19 protein-coding genes and 1 pseudogene are annotated in these 23,240 nt (G+C 41.7%); all 20 read left to right on the top strand.

The features are described 5' to 3' along the window. The first annotated feature begins 25 nt into the window (after positions 1–25). The gene (rpsK, locus tag PG840_RS04405; RefSeq protein WP_008372572.1) at positions 26–421 is read left to right on the top strand and encodes a 30S ribosomal protein S11; all 396 of its coding nucleotides are present in this window, start codon (positions 26–28) and stop codon (positions 419–421) included. A 26-nt stretch (positions 422–447) separates the two neighbouring features. Beyond that, positions 448–1,041, top strand: coding sequence for a 30S ribosomal protein S4 (gene rpsD / locus PG840_RS04400; RefSeq protein WP_022220185.1), 594 nt, complete (start codon positions 448–450; stop codon positions 1,039–1,041). A 146-nt stretch (positions 1,042–1,187) separates the two neighbouring features. Beyond that, the gene (locus PG840_RS04395; RefSeq protein ID WP_008372575.1) at positions 1,188–2,147 is read left to right on the top strand and encodes a DNA-directed RNA polymerase subunit alpha; all 960 of its coding nucleotides are present in this window, start codon (positions 1,188–1,190) and stop codon (positions 2,145–2,147) included. A 146-nt stretch (positions 2,148–2,293) separates the two neighbouring features. After that, positions 2,294–2,830, top strand: a complete 537-nt coding sequence (locus PG840_RS04390) for a bL17 family ribosomal protein (protein WP_022220184.1) — start codon at positions 2,294–2,296, stop codon at positions 2,828–2,830. A 160-nt stretch (positions 2,831–2,990) separates the two neighbouring features. Next, positions 2,991–4,220, top strand: a complete 1,230-nt coding sequence (locus PG840_RS04385; protein WP_270205610.1) for a substrate-binding domain-containing protein — start codon at positions 2,991–2,993, stop codon at positions 4,218–4,220. 14 nt (positions 4,221–4,234) lie between these two features. Next, a pseudogene (locus PG840_RS04375) lies at positions 4,235–5,850 on the top strand (response regulator). A 3-nt stretch (positions 5,851–5,853) separates the two neighbouring features. Then, entirely contained in the window at positions 5,854–7,341 is a 1,488-nt protein-coding gene (locus PG840_RS04370) for a sensor histidine kinase (protein ID WP_270205611.1), read from the top strand. Between the two features lie 137 nt (positions 7,342–7,478). After that, a complete protein-coding gene (locus PG840_RS04365; protein ID WP_117834863.1) occupies positions 7,479–8,576 on the top strand; it encodes an ABC transporter substrate-binding protein in 1,098 nt (365 codons plus the stop codon). Positions 8,577–8,718: 142 nt separating this feature from the next. Continuing rightward, the gene (locus tag PG840_RS04360) at positions 8,719–10,230 is read left to right on the top strand and encodes a sugar ABC transporter ATP-binding protein (RefSeq protein WP_117823726.1); all 1,512 of its coding nucleotides are present in this window, start codon (positions 8,719–8,721) and stop codon (positions 10,228–10,230) included. Next, positions 10,230–11,297 carry an ABC transporter permease gene (locus PG840_RS04355; protein ID WP_008372590.1) on the top strand — a complete coding sequence of 356 codons (1,068 nt, stop codon included), beginning with the start codon at positions 10,230–10,232 and terminating at the stop codon, positions 11,295–11,297. Before PG840_RS04360 ends, PG840_RS04355 begins: the two co-directional genes overlap by 1 nt. Continuing rightward, positions 11,297–12,322 (top strand): ABC transporter permease subunit, encoded by a 1,026-nt coding sequence (locus PG840_RS04350; protein WP_008372592.1) that lies wholly within the window; start codon positions 11,297–11,299, stop codon positions 12,320–12,322. The genes PG840_RS04355 and PG840_RS04350 overlap by 1 nt, the downstream gene beginning before the upstream one ends. Before the next feature lie 174 nt (positions 12,323–12,496). Next, positions 12,497–12,940: a ribose 5-phosphate isomerase B gene (gene rpiB / locus PG840_RS04345; protein ID WP_022220180.1), complete on the top strand. Its 444-nt coding sequence runs from the start codon at positions 12,497–12,499 to the stop codon at positions 12,938–12,940. 444 nt (positions 12,941–13,384) lie between these two features. Continuing rightward, positions 13,385–14,479, top strand: a complete 1,095-nt coding sequence (locus PG840_RS04340) for a GntR family transcriptional regulator (protein WP_117558590.1) — start codon at positions 13,385–13,387, stop codon at positions 14,477–14,479. A 49-nt stretch (positions 14,480–14,528) separates the two neighbouring features. After that, positions 14,529–16,124 (top strand): xylulokinase, encoded by a 1,596-nt coding sequence (locus PG840_RS04335; RefSeq protein ID WP_270205612.1) that lies wholly within the window; start codon positions 14,529–14,531, stop codon positions 16,122–16,124. A 42-nt stretch (positions 16,125–16,166) separates the two neighbouring features. Beyond that, positions 16,167–16,853 carry an L-ribulose-5-phosphate 4-epimerase gene (gene araD, locus PG840_RS04330; RefSeq protein WP_270205613.1) on the top strand — a complete coding sequence of 229 codons (687 nt, stop codon included), beginning with the start codon at positions 16,167–16,169 and terminating at the stop codon, positions 16,851–16,853. A gap of 187 nt (positions 16,854–17,040) precedes the next feature. Then, positions 17,041–18,540 carry an L-arabinose isomerase gene (gene araA / locus PG840_RS04325; protein ID WP_022220176.1) on the top strand — a complete coding sequence of 500 codons (1,500 nt, stop codon included), beginning with the start codon at positions 17,041–17,043 and terminating at the stop codon, positions 18,538–18,540. Between the two features lie 272 nt (positions 18,541–18,812). Further along, a complete protein-coding gene (locus tag PG840_RS04320; RefSeq protein ID WP_008372602.1) occupies positions 18,813–19,802 on the top strand; it encodes a LacI family DNA-binding transcriptional regulator in 990 nt (329 codons plus the stop codon). Positions 19,803–20,131: 329 nt separating this feature from the next. Further along, positions 20,132–21,370, top strand: coding sequence for an ABC transporter substrate-binding protein (locus PG840_RS04315; protein WP_117558541.1), 1,239 nt, complete (start codon positions 20,132–20,134; stop codon positions 21,368–21,370). Positions 21,371–21,438: 68 nt separating this feature from the next. Then, positions 21,439–22,374, top strand: a complete 936-nt coding sequence (locus tag PG840_RS04310) for a carbohydrate ABC transporter permease (protein WP_117558543.1) — start codon at positions 21,439–21,441, stop codon at positions 22,372–22,374. Beyond that, the gene (locus PG840_RS04305; RefSeq protein ID WP_022220172.1) at positions 22,374–23,195 is read left to right on the top strand and encodes a carbohydrate ABC transporter permease; all 822 of its coding nucleotides are present in this window, start codon (positions 22,374–22,376) and stop codon (positions 23,193–23,195) included. Before PG840_RS04310 ends, PG840_RS04305 begins: the two co-directional genes overlap by 1 nt. The last annotated feature ends 45 nt before the right edge of the window (positions 23,196–23,240 follow it).

Raw genomic sequence — 23,240 nt, 5'->3', positions numbered from 1 at the left:
AAAAGGAAAGTGTAGGTTAGTTTAAATGGCTAAGAAAGTTACAAAAAAAGTGACAAAAAAACGTGTCAAGAAAAACGTTGAACGCGGACAGGCACATATCCAGTCATCTTTCAATAATACAATCGTTACTTTGACAGATGCACAGGGAAATGCTTTATCATGGGCAAGTGCCGGTGGTCTTGGTTTTAGAGGTTCAAGAAAATCTACTCCATACGCAGCTCAGATGGCAGCTGAAACAGCAGCTAAAGCAGCTCTGCCGCATGGTCTTAAATCAGTAGACGTATTCGTAAAAGGACCAGGTTCAGGAAGAGAAGCAGCAATCCGTGCTCTTCAGGCATGCGGAATTGATGTAACAAGCATCAGAGACGTAACACCGGTACCACACAATGGATGCCGCCCGCCGAAGAGAAGAAGAGTCTAGTCGAATTATTATAGGAGGATACGAACATGGCAGTAAATAGAGTCCCGGTTCTTAAAAGATGCCGTTCCCTTGGAATGGATCCGGTATATCTTGGAATTGATAAAAAGTCTAACAGACAGTTAAAGAGATCCAATAGAAAAATGAGCGAGTATGGTCTTCAGTTGCGTGAAAAGCAGAAAGCTAAATTCATCTATGGTGTATTAGAAAAACCGTTCCTGAACTACTTCAAGAAAGCAGATCAGATGAGCGGAATGACAGGTGAAAACCTGATGGTTCTTCTTGAATCAAGACTGGATAACGTAGTATTCCGTCTTGGATTTGCAAGAACAAGACGTGAAGCAAGACAGATCGTTGATCACAAACAGGTTCTTGTTAACGGAAAACAGGTTAACATCCCTTCTTACCTCATTAAAGCAGGTGATGTGATCGAGATTAAAGAAGGTAAAAAATCTTCACAGAGATACAAAGATATCGTAGAAGTTACAGGTGGACGTCTTGTTCCGGAATGGCTTGAATCAGATATCGAAAACCTGAAAGGAACAGTTAAAGAACTTCCTACTCGTGAAGCAATCGATGTTCCAGTTGACGAAATGATGATCGTCGAGTTATATTCTAAATAGAACGCATTCATATAAAATGCAATACTTAACGAACCTGATTTCTGGGTTCGTTAAGGTTCTGTTAGGAAATATCCTGTTTTTTATCGAAAACAGGACAAAAACTGACACCCTCAACATACAAAAACCCATAAGGAGGGACCAAAATAGTGTTTGATTTTAATAAACCTAATATTGAAATTGCAGAAATTTCAGATGATAAGAAGTATGGCAGATTTGTTGTAGAACCACTTGAAAGAGGATATGGTACAACACTTGGAAACTCTCTGAGAAGGATTATGCTTTCTTCTCTGCCGGGAGCTGCAATCAGCCAGATTAAAATCGACGGAGTATTGCATGAGTTCAGTTCTATTCCGGGCGTAAAGGAAGACGTAACTGAAATTATCATGAACTTAAAAACACTCGCAATTAAGAATTCTTCCGAGACAGATGAGCCGAAAACAGCTTACATCGAATTTGAGGGAGAGGGCGTAGTTACAGCTGCTGATATTCAGGCAGATTCTGATATTGAAATCATGAATCCGGAAACTGTAATCGCTACACTTAACGGCGGTGCAGACAGCAAGCTTTATATGGAACTGACTATCACAAAGGGAAGAGGATATGTAGGTTCTGATAAGAATAAGACAGAAGATATGCCGATTGGTGTGATTCCGATCGACTCTATCTATACACCGGTTGAGCGTGTAAATCTTACAGTTCAGAATACTCGTGTCGGACAGATTACCGATTATGATAAACTCACACTTGATGTTTATACAAATGGTACTCTTGCACCGGATGAAGCAGTCAGCCTTGCTGCAAAAGTATTAAATGAACATCTCAAGCTCTTTATTGATCTTTCTGAAGTTGCTCAGTCAGCGGAAGTTATGATTGAAAAGGAAGACGATGAAAAAGAAAAAGTTCTTGAAATGAGTATTGATGAACTTGAACTTTCTGTTCGTTCATATAACTGTCTGAAGAGAGCAGGAATCAATACTGTAGAAGAACTTACAAACAGAACATCAGAAGATATGATGAAAGTTCGTAACCTTGGACGTAAATCTCTTGAAGAAGTTCTTGCTAAATTAAAAGAACTTGGTCTTGAACTCAGCCAGGGAGACGAATAAGGAGTTCCCGTTTCGCATGTGAATACAGGCAGAAACACTGACACACGATCTGGCTAGTAAGCCCGATGAAAGCATAACCAGATGGCATATCCGCAGTAAGACCGAAGGTGCATGCCGGTATGTCCCGAATAATGGAGGATAAAAAAATGGCAAAGTATAGAAAACTTGGAAGAACAGCAAGTCAGAGAAAAGCATTACTGAGAAATCAGGTAACAATGCTTCTTCAGCACGGAAAAATCAGAACAACAGAAGCTAAAGCTAAAGAAATCCGTAAGATCGCAGAAGGTCTTATCGCTTCAGCTGTAAAAGAAAAAGATAACTTCGAAGAAGTTACAATCAAAGCTAAAGTTGCTAAGAAAGATGCAGAAGGCAAGAGAGTTAAAGAAGTAGTAGATGGTAAGAAAGTTACTGTATACGAAGAAGTTGAAAAGACAATCAAAAAAGACAATCCGTCAAGACTTCATGCAAGACGTCAGATGCTGAAAGTACTTTACCCTGTAACAGAAGTTCCGACTGCTGCAGCTGGAAAGAAGAAAAATACAAAAGAAGTTGATCTGGTAGACAAACTGTTTACAGAGATCGCTCCGAAGTATGCAGACCGCAACGGCGGATATACAAGAATCATCAAAATTGGACAGCGTAAAGGTGACGCTGCAATGGAAGTTATTCTTGAGCTTGTATAATCAAATGAGATCGAAAGCCACAGGCATTTATGCCTGTGGTTTTTTTGTGTATATAGTGAGTTGGTCTGCTCGATTTCTACCTTTCTTTCTGATAAAAGTCAGTGTATAATAGAAAACATCTGAAAAGAATGTCCTTTAACAGACGTGAAGGAGGAACGACATGGGACGTGTAGGGCGATTTATTTTAAAGGTTGCGGCAGTATTGATATTGATTGTATCGGCGGGTACATTTGCACTTTCTTTATTTACAGGAGAGACAAGAAATGGGGATAATCTGCAAAGCGAGTTCGATTATCTGATCACAGTGGGAATTTCACAGAGTGGAGAAGAAAGCTCATGGAAGGATGCAAATACAGCGTCTTTTATGGATACATTTGTCAAATCAAACGGTTATGAAGCGGTGTATGCAGATGCAGGTAGCGATCAGGAAAAACAGATTGAAGATGTGGAAGGATTTATAAAACAGGGTGTGGACTATATCATTCTGAATCCGATTTCTGAAATTGGCTGGGATGATGTGCTGGAAGATGCAAAAAAGGCACATATTCCTATAATCCTTGTGAATAACGGTGTAGATACGGATGACAGCAGTCTGTATTCGTGCATGCTTGGAAGTGATTACGGAAAACAGATGAAAAAGGCAGGAAAATGGTTGGATGAATATCTGAAAGAAGAGGACGAGAAAAAGGCAGAGAAAGAAAAGGCGGCTTCTGAGGCACCGACTCAGGAAGAATCGGAACAGACGGACAGTGAAGATACGGAAGTAAATACAGACAGTTCAAAAGCGACAGATAGCAGTGCATCCATTTTTGATAAAATTATGAAAAGCAGTTCAACGGCGAAGGATGAGACGGATTCGACAGAGGAGGAGCAGACAGAAGAAGACATTACCATCAAGATCGCCGCGATTCAGGAATCCATCGGCTCGGAGGAGCAGCTGATGAGAGCGCAGGGATATCAGACTATGCTGGAAAGGTATTCGGACTGGGAGATGGTGGCACAACAGACCGGTGACAATTCCAGAGAAGAGGCAGAGAAAGTCATGAAACTATTTCTTGAGCAGGAACCGGATTTACGGGTAGTGTTTGCTGAGAGTGACGAGATGGCACTGGGAGCCATCGATGCGATCGGGAAATCAGGAAAGACCTGTGGAGAGGATGGAGATATTATTGTGATTTCATTTGGTGGAAGCAAAGCGGGGATCGAAGCTGTAAAAGAAGGTAAATTGAATGTAACCTTTGAATGCAATCCGGGCCAGGGACCGAAAGCGGCAGAACTGATCCAGAGACTGGAATCGGATATTTCTATTGATAAGGAACAATACGTGGAAGAAACATATTTTGATGGAACTATGGATTTGGATGAAATTATAGAAAACAGAACATATTAAAGGCAGGAAGAAGAATGATAAAAGTATTTTTGGTTGAAGATGAAATTATTATCAGAAATGGGATCAAGAACAGTATTAATTGGGAAATGCATGGATATGACTTTGTCGGAGAGGCAAGTGATGGAGAACTTGCGTTACCGATGATTCTTGAAAAGAAACCAGACATCCTGATCACGGATATTAAGATGCCTTTTATGGATGGACTGGAACTCAGTGAGCAGGTTAAAAAGTACTTCCGGCTACGAAAATCATGATTCTGAGTGGATATAATGAGTTTGATTATGCAAAGATGGCGATTAAGATTGGTGTAACCGATTACCTTCTGAAGCCAATTTCTTCAGAAAAATTGTTGGATGCAGTTAACAAAGTAGCAGAAGAAATCCGGAAAGAGCAAAGTGAAAAAGAGCAGATGAATCAATATGCCCGTGAAATGCAGGAAAACAAAGAAAGTGAAAAGTTTCAGTTTTTCAATCAGGTGTTTGCAGGAAGTATGCCATTTGGAGAATGTCTGGAGCAGGGAAAGCAGCTGGGAATTGAAATCAGTGCAGAGGGATATTGTGTGATCCTCTTTAAGATCATTATGATCGATCATCCGATGGATTATAGCGAGGATATTGTAAGTGCAACTGAAGATATAGAAAATCTGAGTGAGCAGACAGAAAAGCTCCTGTGGTTCCGGAGAGGTGTAGAAGGATGGGGATTTATTGCACAGGGAGCTGTTGGTGAAGAACTGACTGCGAGAGCTCAGACATTTAGGGAAGATCTGGAAAAAGTTCTGGAAAAATATAAAAATCTGGAATATTTTGGAGGAATTGGAAGTCAGGTGGGGAGGTTCAGTGAGATTAAAAGATCCTACAATGATGCAAACAGAGCCTTTGCAGAGCGTTTTTCAAGAAGTTTGAGACAGTTTGTGAGTTATTCAGAGGTTCATCAAATGGGGGTTCAGAATGACGTTGAGATGCACAGACTCGGAACCATGGCGGAGAACCGGAAAATGCTGGAGCGTTTCCTGAAGACAGGAACGGAAAATGAAGTAAAAAGCTTTATGGATGCATATTTTGATGCAATTGGTGAGCAGAACCTGCAGTCGATGATGTTGAGACAGTATATTGTAATGGATACTTTTATCAGCGTCCAAAGTCTGGGAGACAGTTTGAACATTGAAAAAGAAGATATTGAAAGAGAGCTTGGCGATGTGCAGGAGGTATCGCAGTATGTGCAGGAACTGGAGGCAACGAGGAAGTACCTGGAAAATATAGTCAGACGAATGATCCGGTTAAGAGAGCAGGCATCGGGCAGACGCTATTCAGAAATTATTGAAAAAGCGAGAGATTATATCGGACAAAATTATATGTCAGAGAATATTTCACTGAACCTGGTGGCTTCGAGCGTCAACATCAGTCCGAGCTATTTCAGCTCTTTGTTTAGTCAGGAGGTTGGCTCAACCTTTGTAGAATATCTGACGGGTGTTCGTATGGAAAAAGCAAAAGAGCTTCTGATGTGTTCGGATAAGAGGACATCGGACATCGGATATGAGGTGGGATACAAAGATTCCCATTATTTCAGCTATATATTCAAAAAGACACAGGGATGTTCGCCGAAGGAATTCCGTTCAAGAGGAAGGGGATAAAATATGAAGGTGAAATATAAGAACTGGTCGATCAATAAGAAACTGCTTTCCATTTCGCTGTCAGCATTTCTGCCAATGGTAATTCTGGCCGCCTATTTGATCGTGTCTTTAAATAATGCGGCATCAGCTTATTCTGAGATTACAAAAAGTATTGCCTATGCCAACCGTTATGTGAAAGACTTTAAAAGTCGGCTGGACTATAGTGTGTATCTTGCTGTGGTAAGTAATAAGCAGCTTAAGGAGGTCGGAGATGGAGTTACAACGGTAAATGGAGTAGTGACGGTGAATCCATACGACTATATTACGGAGATGGAAGAGGCGTGTGATAAGATGGTGCAAAATGCGACGGTTCCGCTCACCCAGTCACAGGCGGGACGTATTAAAAATTCACTGTCTTCACTCCGTTTTTGTGTACAGGATCTGGATAAACAGATTAAAGAACGGACTTCTTATGATGAGAGAATGGAATATTTTAACAGTAATGTCAAAGATCTGACGACACTGGTACAGACCGGAATCCAGGACTATGTCTATCTGGAAACTTCCAATTTTGTGACTGTACAGACGGAACTGAACCGGAATAACCGTAATTCGACCATTTTGGCGGTCGGAGTAGCAATTGTTGCGATGAGTATTTCCCTGCTGCTCAGTGGACGAGCAGCACGAAGTGTGACAAGACCGATCCGCGATCTGTGTGATCTGACAGAGAAGGTTGCCGGTGGTGATTTCTCTGTAAAAACACAGGTCGAAGCAGGGGACGAGATTGCGGTGCTCACGCGGAGCTTTAACGATATGACAGAGGAAATCGGGATTCTGGTAGATGATATCCGGAAAAAACAGGAAAATCTCAGAATTATTGAGAACCGACTTCTGCAGGAACAGATCAATCCACATTTCCTTTACAATACTCTTGATGCCATTGTCTGGCTTGCTGAGGAAAATAAAAGTGCAGAGGTTGTGAAAATGGTAACCTCGCTCTCTGATTTTTTCCGCACAACCTTAAGCAAAGGACATGATTATATTACAGTGAAAGAAGAGCGGACGCATATTGAGAGCTATCTGGAGATCCAGCAGTTCCGCTATCAGGATATTCTGGACTATGAGATCCAGATGGATGAGGAGATCTACGGCTACATTATACCGAAGCTTACACTGCAGCCTCTTGTCGAAAATGCGCTTTATCATGGAATTAAGAATAAGCGGGGGAAAGGTAAAATCCTGATTACCGGTAAAAAGCAGGGAGATAAAATCATTTTCCAGGTCATTGACAATGGAAAAGGTATGACAGAGGAAGAACTGAACAGTCTCCGGAAAAAGATGGCAGGGACGGATACAGGAGATGAAGCGAAGGGCTTTGGTGTATCGAATGTGAACCAGAGAATCAAGTATTATTACGGGGAAGAATACGGAGTGTTCTTTGAAAGCAAGGAAAATGAAGGCACAAATGCAACGATCATCATAGCAGCTAAAAATATTCAACTTCCATCATAAAAAAACTAACTTTTTCACGGAAAAGCAGAAAATATTCTACCAAAAGAGGAAGATTTTCCGTATTAAAAGTATGAAAATTTTATTATTATAAGTACATCAAGAGGTTAAGAAAACCCAATGAAGGAGGAACATGTAAAATGAAAAAAAGAAAAGTGTTAGCAGTATTGTTATGTGCAGCGATGACAGCAGCTTTAGCAGTTGGATGTGGTGGAAGCAAAGGATCTGACAGCAGCGACAAGAGCAGTGATTCATCAAGCTCATCCGATGATGTGATCACAGTAGGCTTCTCACAGGTAGGTGCAGAATCTGACTGGCGTACAGCAAACTCTCAGTCAATGAAAGACACATTCAGCAAAGAAAACGGATATGACCTGATCTTTGATGATGCTCAGCAGAAACAGGAAAACCAGATCACAGCAATCCGTAACTTCATCCAGCAGGAGGTTGATTACATTCTTCTTGCACCTGTTACAGAGACAGGATGGGATACAGTTCTTCAGGAAGCAAAAGATGCAGACATCCCGGTAATCATCGTTGACCGTATGGTTGATGTATCTGATGACAGCCTTTACACAACATGGATCGGAACCGATGCTCTTTGTGAAGGTCGTAAAGCAGCTGAATGGCTGAACGGATTTGCAGAAGCAAAAGGAATCGCAGCATCTGATATCCATATCGCTGATATCCAGGGAACAATCGGATCTACAGCTCAGATCGGACGTACAAAAGGTCTTGAAGAAGGCGTTGACAAATACGGATGGGATCTTGTAGCTCAGCAGACAGGTGAATTTACACAGGCTAAAGGTCAGGAAGTTATGGAGTCTATGCTGAAACAGTATGACAACATCAACGTAGTATACTGCGAGAACGATAACGAAGCATTCGGAGCAATCGATGCAATCGAAGCAGCAGGTAAGACAGTTGGATCTGATATCGCTAACGGCGAAATCATGGTAATTTCTTTCGATACAACACATGCAGGACTTCAGGATGTTCTTGATGGAAAGATCGAATGCGATGTAGAGTGTAACCCACTTCACGGACCACGTGCTGAAGAACTTATCAAAAAACTTGAAGCTGGCGAAGACGTTGATAAACTGAACTATGTAGATGAAGAAATCTTTGCTCATGATGACACAGTTAAATCTGTAAAAGCTACAAACAGCTTAGACGAAGAAAAAGATTTTGATGTAACACCACTTACACAGGATATTCTTGACAAACGTGCATACTAAAATGCATTAGGAAAGTCGGATATATAATTTGACAGACACATAAGGGTGGATGAATAGAGAGGCGTGGTAGATAATAATCGGAATGTGCCGGATATTTATACTACGCCCTCTTTATTGAAAAAAGGAAAGCAGGTGGAAGAGTATGGAGGGTAATGTTGTACTTACAATGCGGGATATTTCCAAGACATTTCCCGGTGTAAAAGCATTGCAGCATGTTGATTTTACACTTCGCAAGGGCGAAATTCACGCTCTGATGGGTGAGAACGGTGCAGGTAAATCTACACTGATCAAGGTTCTTACCGGTGTACATGAATTTGAAAATGGCGAGATCCGTCTGGATGGAAAAGACGGTCCGATTATTAATAAATCACCTCAGGACGCACAGAACAATGGTATCAGTACTGTATATCAGGAAGTTAACCTTTGTCCGAACCTGACGGTGGCAGAAAATCTGTTTATTGGACGCGAACCAAGAAAAGCAGGATTTATTGACTGGCGTACAATGAACAAACGTGCAACAGAATTGCTTAAGAGTCTTGAAATTGATGCTTCAGCTACCCAGAAGCTGGAAGAGGTTTCTCTGGCAAGACAGCAGATGATCGCAATCGCACGTGCAGTTGATATGAAATGTAAGGTTCTGATCCTTGATGAGCCAACTTCATCTCTGGACGATGATGAGGTTGCAAAACTGTTCAAACTGATGAACAGACTGAAAGATGAAGGTGTAGGTATTATTTTCGTAACACACTTCCTGGAACAGGTATATGAGGTCTGTGACAGAATCACAGTTTTACGAAATGGGGAACTGGTTGGCGAATACGAAGTCAAAGATCTGCCAAGAGTTATGCTTGTTGCCAAGATGATGGGTAAAGACTTTGATGATCTTGCAGATATCAAGGGAGATCATGCAGAACTCAAAGAATTCATCCCGGTTATCGAGGCAGAAGGACTTAGCCATAAAGGAACGATCAAACCGTTTGATATGACGATCAACAAAGGTGAGGTTGTCGGATTTACAGGGCTTCTTGGATCCGGACGTTCGGAACTTGTCCGTGCAATTTATGGAGCTGATAAAGCGGATTCCGGTAAACTGAAAGTTAACGGAAAAGAAGTGAAGATTCATGCTCCGATCGATGCAATGAAGCTTGGTATGGCATATCTTCCGGAAGACAGAAAGAAAGATGGTATCATCGCAGATCTGTCTGTCCGTGAAAATATTATTATCGCACTTCAGGCGAAAAAAGGTATGTTCCATCCAATGAGCAGAAAAGAAATGGATGAAGCAGCAGATAAATATATTAAGATGCTTCAGATTAAGACAGCAAGCCGTGAAACTCCGATCAAGAGTCTGTCAGGTGGTAACCAGCAGAAGGTTATCATTGGTAGATGGCTTCTTACCAATCCGGATTTCCTGATCCTGGATGAACCTACAAGAGGTATTGATATCGGAACCAAGACAGAGATCCAGAAACTGGTACTTGATCTTGCAGATCAGGGAATGGCGGTTGCATTTATTTCTTCAGAAGTAGAAGAAATGCTCCGTACCTGTTCACGTATGGCAGTTATGCGAGACGGTAAGAAGGTTGGAGAAATTTCCGGTGATGAATTATCACAGGAAGGTATCATGAAAGCAATCGCAGGAGGTGAAGAGTAATGAGCACAAATAAATCAACATGGAAAAAGCTTACCTCTATGAGGCTTTTCATGCCACTGGTGTGTCTGCTTGCAATCATTATCGTAGCTACAATTACAATTCCGGGCTTCTTAAGCATGTCTCTTAAGAATGGAGTTCCATACGGATATCCGGTCGATGTGATCAACCGTGCATCCGAGCTGGTTATTTTGTCAGTTGGTATGACACTTGTTACAGCAGCTTCCGGAGGACAGGACATCAGTGTCGGAGCTGTTATGGCGGTCGCAGGAGCCGTATGCTGCCAGATCCTTTCCGGTGGGGAAGTATCTGTAAACTCTCTGTCAGCACCGATTATCGTTGCATTCCTTGCAGCACTGGTTGCTTCAGGAATCTGCGGTGCATTTAACGGATTTCTGGTTGCAAAGCTGAATATTCAGCCGATGGTTGCGACATTGATCCTTTACACAGCAGGACGTGGTATCGCCCAGCTGATCACAGACGGACAGATTACATATATCCGTGTGAAATCTTATCAGGTATTCGGAAGCTATGTCGGAAAATTCCCGATTCCGATGCCAGTTGTAATTGCAATTATCGTAGTTATCATTGCATATGTTATTTTGAAAAAGACAGCTCTTGGACTTTATATCGAGAGCGTTGGTATTAACGGAACCGCATCCAGACTGGTCGGACTTAATTCAACCATGATCAAGTTCCTTACTTACCTGATCTGTGGTGTACTTGCAGGTGTTGCAGGATTTGTGGCTTCCAGCCGTATCTACTCAGCAGATGCCAACAACATTGGTCTGAACCTTGAAATGGATGCCATCCTTGCAGTTGCCCTTGGTGGAAATGCCCTTGGTGGTGGTAAGTTCAGCCTGATGGGATCTGTGATCGGAGCTTATACAATCCAGGCACTTACAACTGTTCTTTACGGATTGAATGTATCAGCCGATCAGCTTCCGGTCTACAAGGCAATCGTTGTTGTAGTCATCGTTGTCCTTCAGAGCCCGGTATTCAAGAAATTTATTGCAGTGCAGAAAGAAAAAAGAACATCAAAGGCTGCAGTGAAAGGAGGAGCTAACTAATGAAAGCAAAAGTATCCGGAACAAAAAAGAAAATTAACGGAACGACATTCCTCCTTATGATTACAATTTTACTGTTTGTTGTAATGTACGCAGCAGGTATGATCGTATTTAACGACAAAGGTTTTGCAAAACCGCAGATGTTCCTGAATCTGTTCATTTCCAATGCAGGTCTTCTGGTTATCGCGATGGGCGAAACGATCGTTATGATCACAGCCGGAATCGATATCTCAGTTGGTTCTGTTACAGCACTTGTATGTATGGTTGCTGCAAACCAGATGGAAAATCACGGTGCAAGCGCTTATACCGCACTTCTTATGGCACTGGTGATCGGACTTCTCTTTGGTCTGGTTCAGGGATTCCTGGTATCTTATCTGGAGATCCAGCCATTCATTGTAACACTGGCAGGTATGTTCTTTGGACGTGGTATGACATCAATCATCAGTACAGATATGATTTCTATCAAAAATGCAACTTTCATGGCATGGGCTAAATACAAAATTTACATGCCGTTTGGTTCTTACAGTAAGAGGGGAAAATTCCTCCCGGCATATATTTATCCGACAGTTATCATTGCAATCATCGTTCTGATCGTAATCATAATCGTTATGAAGTATACAAAATTCGGACGTTCTGTATATGCGATCGGTGGAAATGAACAGAGTGCACTTATGATGGGACTGAATGTTAAGAGAACAAAAATGGCTGCATACCTTCTGGACGGCTTTCTTGCAGGACTCGGCGGATTCCTTTTCTGTATGAACAGCTGTGCCGGATTCGTAGAACAGGCAAAAGGTCTTGAGATGGATGCGATTTCAGCAGCCGTTATCGGGGGTACACTACTTAGTGGTGGTGTCGGAACTCCATTCGGAACCCTGTTCGGTGTACTGATCAAAGGAACGATTTCCAGTCTGATCACTACACAGGGAACACTTTCAAGCTGGTGGGTACGAATCGTACTTTCCGCACTCCTCTGCTTCTTCATCGTTCTGCAGTCTGTATTTGCAAGCCTGAAGAAGAAAAACTAAAGAAAGAACAGTACTTGAAATATTACAGGCGAAAAGAAAAAACGACGGGTATTGACGGAAACTTTTTAATTGCCTATAATAAAAAAGTAGGATTTAAACACCGGATGTTCATATCGTACATCCGGTGTTCTTTTTGTAAGTATTGAGTATAAAGGGGAAGGAGGAAGATGAGATATGAAAATAGGGATTGCGAATGACCATTCTGCAGTGGATATGAAAAAGCAGGTGGTAGAGTATCTTGTGGAAAAAGGATATGAAGTTGTCAATTACGGAACTGATTCTTATGAGAGCTGTCCTTATCCGAAATATGGGGAAAAGATTGGAAAAGCAGTTGCAGACGGAGAAGTGGATCTCGGAGTTGCAATCTGTGGAACCGGTCTTGGCATTTCCATGGCAGCCAATAAGGTTCACGGTGTCCGCGCAGCGGTGTGTTCTGAACCATATACGGCAAAGATGGCAAGAGAACATAATAATGCAAATGTGATTGCGTTCGGTGCAAGAGTAATTGGAATCGAGATGGCAAAGATGATCCTTGATACATTTCTTGGTGCAGAGTTCCTTGGGGGACGTCACCAGGATCGTGTAGATATGATTATGGCGATCGAAGAAAATCAATAGCGCGGATGAAAAACAACAAGAGCGGATAAAGGCAATGAAAAAGCTTTTATCTGCTCTTTTTGTGTATATGGTGAGCCAAGTACAGATTGGCGCCTGCACAAGGTTCTGCATTTGGTGAAGGGAAGAGGTTACAGAAGTACGTGAATCGAAAAAAGCTTGTTATACTTGTTTTGGTGGCGTCAAAAAACAATACCATATTATTTGATGTTTTATAAGAAGTGCACAAAAGATGCAAAAAGAAGAATACAAGTTAGGACCTCGATGAAAAACAAATATGTATTCAAGTTGTACACATATAATAAATACAACTTAGCAAAAACATACAAAAGTTGTACGATAATTTGTAACATATTACGGGTTGAAAATCAGGTGTTCCTTAAGGTATATTAGAGGTAAGGAGAGCAGGGGATTTGTACGTAAATCAGGGGGGAAAAGAAGAAAAAAGTGAAAGAAACATCAGCAAAATATGAAGGAATTGTAAGATGGATCCGAGAACAGATTGAAGCGGAAGAACTGCAGCCGGGAGAGCGGATAGAGTCGGAATACCAGCTTTGTGACCGGTTTGGGGTAAGCCGTCAGACCGTCAGACATGCGATCGCTGTTCTGGAAAAAGAAGGTATGATCGAGAAACGCCGTGGAAGTGGGACCTATATAAAGGAAAGCGGCATCATCGGGGTCAGACGAAAAAAAACGATGCAGATCGCAGTGATGACAACCTTTGTTCAGGAATATATTTTTTCTGGTATTATTCAGGAAATCGAGAACAAGATGTCACGCGCCGGATATGGAATCCAGATTTCCATCACCAACAATTCTGTAGAAAAAGAACGTTTTATATTGAAAAGCATTCTGGATAAGAAAAGAGTGGATGGAATTATAGCGGAACCGACAAAGAGTGGCCTTCCTAATCCAAATCTCGATCTGTACAGGCAGATCATGGAGCAGGGAATCCCGGTGATCTTTATCAACAGCTATTATCCGGAACTGAAAGCGCCGCATGTAAGTCTTGATGACAAGATGGCAGGGAAGATGGCGACGAAATATCTGATCCAGTGCGGACACCGTGAGATCGCAGCGATTTTCAAGGCAGATGACGGGCAGGGACACAGAAGGTATGCCGGTTATATCGAAGCTTTAATGGAAGCAGATATCAGGATCGAAGATAAACGGATTGTCTGGATTGATACCGAAGATGTGCGCAATCGCAATATGCGTGAGGAGAGCAGCTGGATTTTAAGAAGGATTCAGGGATGTACGGCATGTGTATGCTACAACGATGAGGTTGCGAGCAACCTTGCGGCGACATGTCTGGAACAGAAGATCAAAGTGCCGGACAAGATGTCGATCATTGGAATCGATGATTCTGATCTGGCAAATTATTGCGAAGTACCGCTCGCTTCTGTGAAGAATCCGATCCGGGAGCTAGCGAAGAAGGCAGCAGAAGAGATCCTTGATCTTATGCAGGAGAAAGAAGTGCCGGACAGTGTAGAACTGAAACCGGAGATTATCAACCGGAGTTCTGTAAAAATCATCAAATAAAAATATTTATCAAATCAAATATATTTTATGAAAGGAAAGGTAAAGAAAAATGAGTGATGTAAAAAGTATGATCGAAGCAGGAAAGACTTCTCTTGGAATCGAGTTTGGTTCCACACGAATCAAAGCAGTTCTGGTAGGAGAAGATAATGCACCGATTGCTTCGGGAAGCCATGAATGGGAGAACCGTCTTGACAACGGTGTCTGGACTTACACATTAGAGGATATCTGGACAGGTCTTCAGGACTGCTACAGAGATCTTGCCGTAGATGTGAAGAAGCAGTATGACGTAGAGCTTACTACTGTCGGAACACTTGGATTCAGTGCCATGATGCATGGATATATGGTATTTGACAAAGCAGGAGAACAGCTTGTACCGTTCCGTACATGGAGAAATACAATGACAGAGCAGGCAGCAAAAGAACTGACAGAATTATTCCGTTTCAATATGCCACAGAGATGGAGCGGAGCACATCTGTATCAGGCAATCCTGAACAAAGAAGAACATGTAAAGGATATTGATTTTATTACAACGCTTGCAGGTTATGTACACTGGAAACTGACAGGAGAGAAAGTCCTTGGCGTTGGTGACGCATCCGGAATGTTCCCGATCGACAGCACAACACGTAACTGGAATAAAGAGATGCTTGCCAAGTTCGATGAACTGGTTGCACCGAAAGGATATCCTTGGAAAGTAGAAGATATCCTTCCAAAAGTCCTGGTTGCAGGTGAAAAGGCAGGAACACTTACCGAAGAAGGTGCAAAGCTTCTGGACCCAACAGGAAAGCTTCAGGCAGGCATTCCGGTATGCCCTCCGGAAGGTGATGCAGGAACCGGTATGGCAGCTACGAATAGCGTCAGAATCCGCACCGGTAATGTATCAGCAGGAACCAGTGTATTTGCAATGGTTGTTCTTGAAAAAGCACTTGAGAAAGTACATGAAGAGATCGATATGGTAACAACACCTGCAGGAGATGCCGTGGCAATGGTTCACTGCAACAACTGTACTTCAGATCTGAATGCATGGGTAAATATTTTCAAAGAATTTGCAGAAGCATTCGGTATGAAAGTCGATATGAACGATCTGTTTGGAACTCTTTACAACAAAGCTCTGGAAGGTGACGCAGACTGTGGCGGTCTGATGTCTTATAACTTCTTCGCAGGAGAACCGGTTGTTGGATTTGACGAAGGACGTCCGTTATTTGTTCGTATGCCAGACAGCAAATTCAATCTTGCAAACTTCATGAGAGCAAATTTATATGCATCTCTGGAAGTCCTGAAAGTCGGAATGGACATTCTTCTGAAAGAAGAGAAGGTAGCCGTTGATGAGATTCTCGGACACGGTGGACTCTTTAAGACAAAAGGCGTTGGACAGAGCATCCTGGCAGCAGCACTTGACACACCGGTATCTGTTATGGAGACAGCCGGAGAAGGCGGAGCATGGGGAATCGCACTTCTTGCATCTTACATGAACAACAAGGCAGAAGACGAAGCCCTGGATGATTATCTGGATGCAAAAGTATTTGCAGGACAGAAGGGTACAAAGATGGATCCGGATCCGAAGGATGTAGAAGGATACAATACATTTATCGAACGCTTCAAGAAGACGCTTCCGATCATGAAAGCTGCAACAGAGACTATGAAATAGAACCCGAAATATTTTACATAAACACAGTAGGAGGCTAAAGCAATGTTAGAAGAACTGAAAAAAGAGGTTTATGAAGCCAATATGCTTCTGCCTAAGTATGGACTTGTCACATTTACCTGGGGCAATGTCAGCGGAATCGACCGCGAAAGCGGGCTTGTTGTGATCAAACCGAGCGGTGTGGATTACGACAAAATGACAGCAGAAGACATGGTTGTTGTAGACCTGGAAGGAAACCGCGTGGAAGGCAACTTAAATCCGTCTTCTGATACGGCAACACATCTGGAACTCTACAAAGCGTTCCCGGATATGGGTGGTATCGTCCATACACATTCCCCATGGGCAACCAGTTGGGCACAGGCAGGAAGAGGAATCCCTTGCTACGGAACCACACATGCCGACTATATGTACGGTGAGATCCCATGTGTCCGCAATCTGACAAAAGAAGAAATCGACGAAGCATATGAGAAGAATACAGGAGTTCTCATTGTGGAACATTTCAAAGGTACAGAATACATGGCAATGCCTGCAGTACTCTGCAAGAACCACGGACCATTCACCTGGGGAACCGATCCACACAATGCAGTACATAATGCAGTCGTACTCGAAGAAGTAGCCAAAATGGCAGCCCGTTGCGAAATGATCAATCCAGACGTAAAACCTGCCCCACAGGAATTACAGGATAAACACTATTACAGAAAACATGGTAAGGACGCGTACTACGGACAATAAGCTGTGCTCGTGAGATGGGTCACATAGCGTAGTAAATTATTCGACACATGAATTTAGTGCGTTGCCTGTTCGGCGCACTTAGCGAGCGGGAGCGTATGCGACTGAGAGCTTAGTAAGACCGAACTTGTGTTGGAGAGATAGCGTAAATCAATCAACAAAGAAATCAAATAAAAAGGAGAATAAAAACATGTTAGTACAGAAAGATTACAAATTTTGGTTTTGCACAGGATCACAGGATTTATACGGAGATGAATGCCTCGCACACGTAGCAGAACATTCACAGATCATCGTAAAAGCCCTCAACGAATCAGGAATTCTTCCATACGAAGTAGTCTGGAAACCAACTCTGATCACGAATGAAGTAATCAGAAGAACCTTCAACGAAGCAAATACAGATGAAAACTGTGCAGGTGTTATTACATGGTGTCATACATTCTCACCGGCAAAATCATGGATCCTCGGATTAAAGGAACTGAGAAAACCATTACTGCACCTTCACACACAGTTCAACCGTGAAATCCCATACGACACCATCGATATGGACTTCATGAATGAGAACCAGGCAGCTCATGGCGACCGTGAATTCGGACATATTTTCACACGCCTTCATAAGAACCGTAAAGTCATCATGGGTTACTGGGAAGACAAAGAAACACAGGAAAGAATCGGTGACTGGATGCGTACAGCAGTTGGTGTCATCGAAAGCAGCCATGTACGTGTTATGCGTGTAGCTGACAACATGAGAAACGTTGCCGTAACAGAAGGTGACAAAGTAGAGGCTCAGATCAAATTCGGATGGGAAGTTGATGCTTACCCGGTAAATGAAGTTGCTGACGCAGTAGCTCAGGTTGGACAGGGTGATGTAAATGCACTTGTTGAAGAATACTATGACAAATATCAGATCCTTCTGGAAGGAAGAGATGAAGCTGAATTCAGAAAACATGTAGCAGTTCAGGCTCAGATCGAACTTGGATTTGAAAGATTCCTTGAAGCGAACAATTATCAGGCAATTGTTACACACTTCGGAGATCTCGGATCACTTCAGCAGCTGCCGGGACTTGCAATGCAGAGACTGATGGAAAAAGGATATGGTTTCGGTGCGGAAGGTGACTGGAAGACAGCAGCTATGGTTCGTGTAATGAAGATCATGACACAGGGTAAGAAAGATGCAAAGGGAACTTCCTTCATGGAAGATTACACATACAATCTTGTACCTGGAAAAGAAGGTATCCTGGAAGCTCATATGCTGGAAGTTTGCCCGACAATCGCAGATGGACCGATCAGCATCAAGTGCCAGCCGCTTAGCATGGGTGACAGAGAAGATCCTACACGTCTTGTATTTACAGCCAAAGAAGGACCGGCTGTTGCAACATCGCTTGTTGATCTTGGCGACAGATTCCGTCTGATCATCAACAGCGTAGACTGCAAGAAGACAGAAAAACCGATGCCGAAGCTTCCGGTTGCAACTGCATTCTGGACACCACAGCCAGACCTCAGAACAGGTGCCGAAGCTTGGATCCTTGCAGGTGGAGCTCACCATACAGCATTCTCTTATGACCTGACACCGGAACAGATGGGTGACTGGGCAGAAGAAATGGGAATCGAAGCTGTTTATATCGATAAAGATACAAAGATCAGAGATTTCAAAAATGAATTAAGATGGAATGAAGCTGCGTATAGAAAATAAATAGTAGCAGATGAATTCTAAGAAATAAACAACCGGGCAGAATCACATTTAAAAGTGAACTGCCTGGTTTTTTGCAACGTATAAAGTTCTAGGTAAAAGTAAAAGTTGAAAAACAGAGCAGTAAAAAAGTTAAATTTTACTAAAGTTATTTATTTCTCCGAAATGTGTGCTATAATGAATTAAATAAATTGCAAAGGAAAGTCATCAAGGGAAAATGCATTAAGGCAATATTGAAAGAAAATAAAAAGAAAGAGAAATAATGGGGGAAGGACATGGCGACGATTAAGGACATTGCGGCAAAAGCGGGGGTTTCCATAGCGACAGTATCCAGAGTGTTGAATCATGATGAAACTTTGAATGCGCAGGAAGAGACAAAAAAAAGAATTTTTGAAATTGCAGAGGAATTAGAATACGAAGTACGCGCACAGAAAAAACGCAGGCGAAAACTGAAGATAGGTGTATTTTATTCTTATTCTCCTGAAGAAGAACTTCAGGATCCTTATTATCTTTGTATCAGGCTTGCTATAGAAAAAAAACTGGAAGAAGAAGGATATACAAAGGTGATTGTGAAACTGGATGATTCGCCGGAGATGATCAACGGATTAGATGGTGTAATCTGTACCGGTACATTCACAAAAAAAATGGTAGAAGCAATAGAGATATGGGAATGCCCGGTTATATTTATTGATGCAGATCCAAACCCAAAGAGATTCGATTCAATTGTGGTAGACTATAGACGGGCAGTAGAAGAGATTGTTTCCTATCTGGTAGGGTGTGGACATACGAAAATAGGGATGATCGGCTGTCGAGAAGTTGATAAGGAGGGGGATGAAGTACTGGATACGAGAATACAGCATTTTCAGAACGCTTTGAAAAAACGGGGACTGTATCACCCGGAATATACAAAGTTTGGCGCTTATTATGCAAAATATGGATACAAACTTCTGAAAGAGTTTTACGAGGAAGGGAATCTGCCGACTGCCTTGTTTGTTGCGAATGATTCGATGGCAGCAGGAAGTTATCGGGCTGCATATGAACTTGGACTTAAAATACCGGATGATATCAGTATTATTGGCTTTAATGATATCCCAACTGCGAAATACATGGTTCCTCCACTTACTACGGTGAGATTGTACATGGAGTTCATGGGAGAATATGCAGTAAAACTTCTGGAAGAGCGAATTATACATGGAAGAGAGATTTGTGTAAAAGTTTCAATCCCGACTAAACTTTATATACGTGACAGTGTTAAAAAATTTTAATAAGGTAAAAAAGTAAGAGGCTATGGAACGGAGAATGTCCTATAGTCTCTTTATGTATATAGATCGAGTGATGACAGATTGTTTTGTTATGATTTTTTAGCTAAAAATAAAGAGTTAAAATCAATCAAGTAAAAACAGACAACTTTATTTAAAATAAAAATATAGTTTTACCAAGATAAAAATTGTGAAAAGTATATAAAAATATGGTGTAAATAATATGTAAAATAGAGAAAAAATATTTATAGGGTAAAAAGTATTTACATTTAACCAGTAAAATAGTATAGTGGTTTTACCAAATAAAATGAGTGAATCAAAGGAGGAAATGATTTATGAAGAGGAAAATTGCAGTAATGTGCGTACTTGCACTTACAGGAACAATGATGCTGACTGCTTGTGGAAACAAGAAAGACAGTAATAATGGAAAGACAAGTGACGGAAAGACAGCAATACGTTTTGCAACATGGGATGTAGCTGATGATGTAGATGCTCAGCAGAAACTTGTAGATAAATTTAATGAGGAACATGATGACATTGAAGTAACACTGGAAGCATACGGAAGTGATTTTGATACAAAGATCAGTGCAGGTATGGGATCTGGAGATACACCGGATGTTATGTATATGTGGAACTACCCGGCATATGCAGATGGTCTTGAACCTCTGGATGAGTATATCGACAAAGAAGGCGATGACTATAAGAATGATTTCTACAGCACACTGTGGAATTACAACTCATTAGACGGAACAACATATGGTATTCCAGTGGGATTTACAACACATTCACTTTTCTATAACAAAGACCTTTTTGCACAGGCTGGTGTAGAAGAACCTACAGATGACTGGACATGGTCGGATCTTCAGGCAGCTGCCAAGACAATTGAAGAAAAGACAGGTCAGAAAGGTTTTGCATTCCAGATGAAACCAGATCCGTATGATTTTGAAATGTATCTGTGGAGCAATGGAACTGCTTATTGTGACGAAGACGGACAGATGGCAGGTCAGATTGATTCAAAAGAATCTCAGGAAGTATTTAAAATGTTCCAGGATATGGAAAAAGACGGATATGCAATTGCAACAGAAAAGAACGGAACTGATGAATTCCGTGCCGGTACAGCAGCAATGTATGTATATGGATCATGGTCAATTGCTTCTCTTAATGAGGATGGAATGAATTATGGTGTGGCAAAAATTCCTTCTTTTGACGGAAAGACCTCTGTAAGTATTCTGAGCTCTTCAGGACTTTCTATTTCAAAGGACAGCAAGAATAAAGATGCTGCATGGGAATTTGTAAAATACTGGACAGGCGAAGAATGCAACAAAGCAAGAATCGGTATGGAACTTCCGGTACTTAACAGTGTTGTAGAATCTGAAGGTATCATGGATGAACCAGAATATGCACCATTCTATGAGATGCTTGAGCAGAGTGACGGACATACTCCGGCAAGCTTCCTGATTGAAGACTGGTCAGAAATTTCAGAAAACCTCAGCTTATCATTTGAACAGATTTTCAATCCAAGCTCATACATGGATGTAAAAGATGTTTTAAAAGAGGCAGCAGACGCACAGTAATAGCATACAAACAAACCGGCGCCGGAACAATTTATGATTCCGGCGCCGATAAATAGGAGAGAAGAAAAATGAAGCAGAGAAAATTCCTGAAGACGGCCACACCGTATTTGTTTATTATGCCGTGGATTATCGGGTTCCTTGTATTTACAATCGGTCCCCTGATTCTGTCTTTGATCATGAGCTTTTTTGACTGGCCGCTTACCACAGCACCAACATTCAGGGGACTTGGAAACTATATTGATATGTTTACAAAGGACAAACAGTTCTGGAAATCCCTTATAATCAGTTTGAAATATGCGGCAATTTTTGTACCGCTTAACATGATTATTGCATTGTTCCTTGCAATGCTGATTACACAGCCGGTTAAAGGAGTAAAAGTATTCCGTACAATTTTCTATATTCCGGCAGTTATCTCAGGTGTAGCGGTTTCTATCATCTGGGGATGGATCCTCAACGGAGATTATGGCGTACTGAATTATCTGTTATCTCTTCTGGGAATCAAAGGACCGAAGTGGCTGGTTGATCCGGCATGGGCACTCCTTGCAGTTATAATTGCAAGTGCGTTTGGTGTTGGAACGATGATGCTTATCTTCTACACAGATATCAAAAATATTCCGGTTGATGTATACGAAGCTGCATCTATTGATGGAGCAGGTCCTGCAAGAAAATTTTTCAGTATTACACTTCCGATTATTACACCTACAATTTTATTTAACCTGATTACGTCAATTATCAGTTCTTTCCAACAGGTAACATTGGTTATGCTTCTTACCGGAGGCGGACCGCTTAAATCTACCTACTTCTATGGACTGTATACATACAATAACGCATTCAAACATCACAAACTTGGATATGCCAGTGCAAACGCATGGGTAATGTTTATCATCATTCTGCTGCTGACTGCCGTGGTATTCAAGTCATCATCCGCATGGGTATTCTATGAGACAGAAGCTAAAAACAGCGGAGCAAAGAAAACAAAAAAGAAAAAAGGGGGTAGAAAGTAATGAAGATGTCTAAAAAATCAAAAATTGTAATTTACATATTACTCGGACTGGTAGCCATTTACTTTCTTGCACCGTTTATTTACATGCTGTTTTCTGCATTTAAGACAGAAGGAGAAGCAATTGCATATCCGCCGAAACTTCTGCCGGCAGAATGGCATTTTGAGAACTTTATTAATGCATGGAAATCACAGCCGTTTGGAACATATCTTTGGAATTCAATCCTTGTAACAGTTCTGACAACAGTCGGACAGGTTCTTTCATGTTCACTGGTTGCTTATGGATTTGCAAGATTTAACTTTAAAGGAAAAAATATCCTCTTTATGATCCTGCTTTCAACAATGATGATTCCATGGGATGTTACCATGATTCCGCAGTACATGGAATTCAACTTATTCGGATGGATCAATACACTGAAGCCGCTGATCGTGCCGGCATGGTTCGGATCTGCCTATTATGTATTCCTGATGAGACAGTTCCTTATGGGAATCCCGAAGGATTTTGAGGAAGCAGCACGAATTGACGGCGCAAATCAGTTCCAGATTTACTGGAAGATTTTCATGCCGATCATGAAACCTTCATTGATTCTTGTCGGTGTACTTAATATGCTGACTGTATGGAATGACTATCTTGGACCACTCATTTTCTTACAGGACAGAAGCAAATATACATTGGCACTTGGACTTGCTTCATTTAAAGGAGTTCACAGTACACAGATTATTCCGATGCTCTGTATTACGATTATTATGATTATTCCGCCGATCATTATTTTCATTATCGCGCAGAAATATATTGTTGAAGGAACCAGTGGTTCTATCAAATAGACAGGCGTATGGAGCGGTCAGGCAGACTGTATCTGTCTGACCGCT

It is taken from the genome of Coprococcus sp. AM97-35, from assembly GCF_027697525.1.
GTDB lineage: Bacteria > Bacillota > Clostridia > Lachnospirales > Lachnospiraceae > Allocoprococcus > Allocoprococcus comes.
The sequence above is the reverse complement of the archived record's forward strand: the minus strand, read 5'-3'. Positions and strand labels throughout refer to the sequence as shown.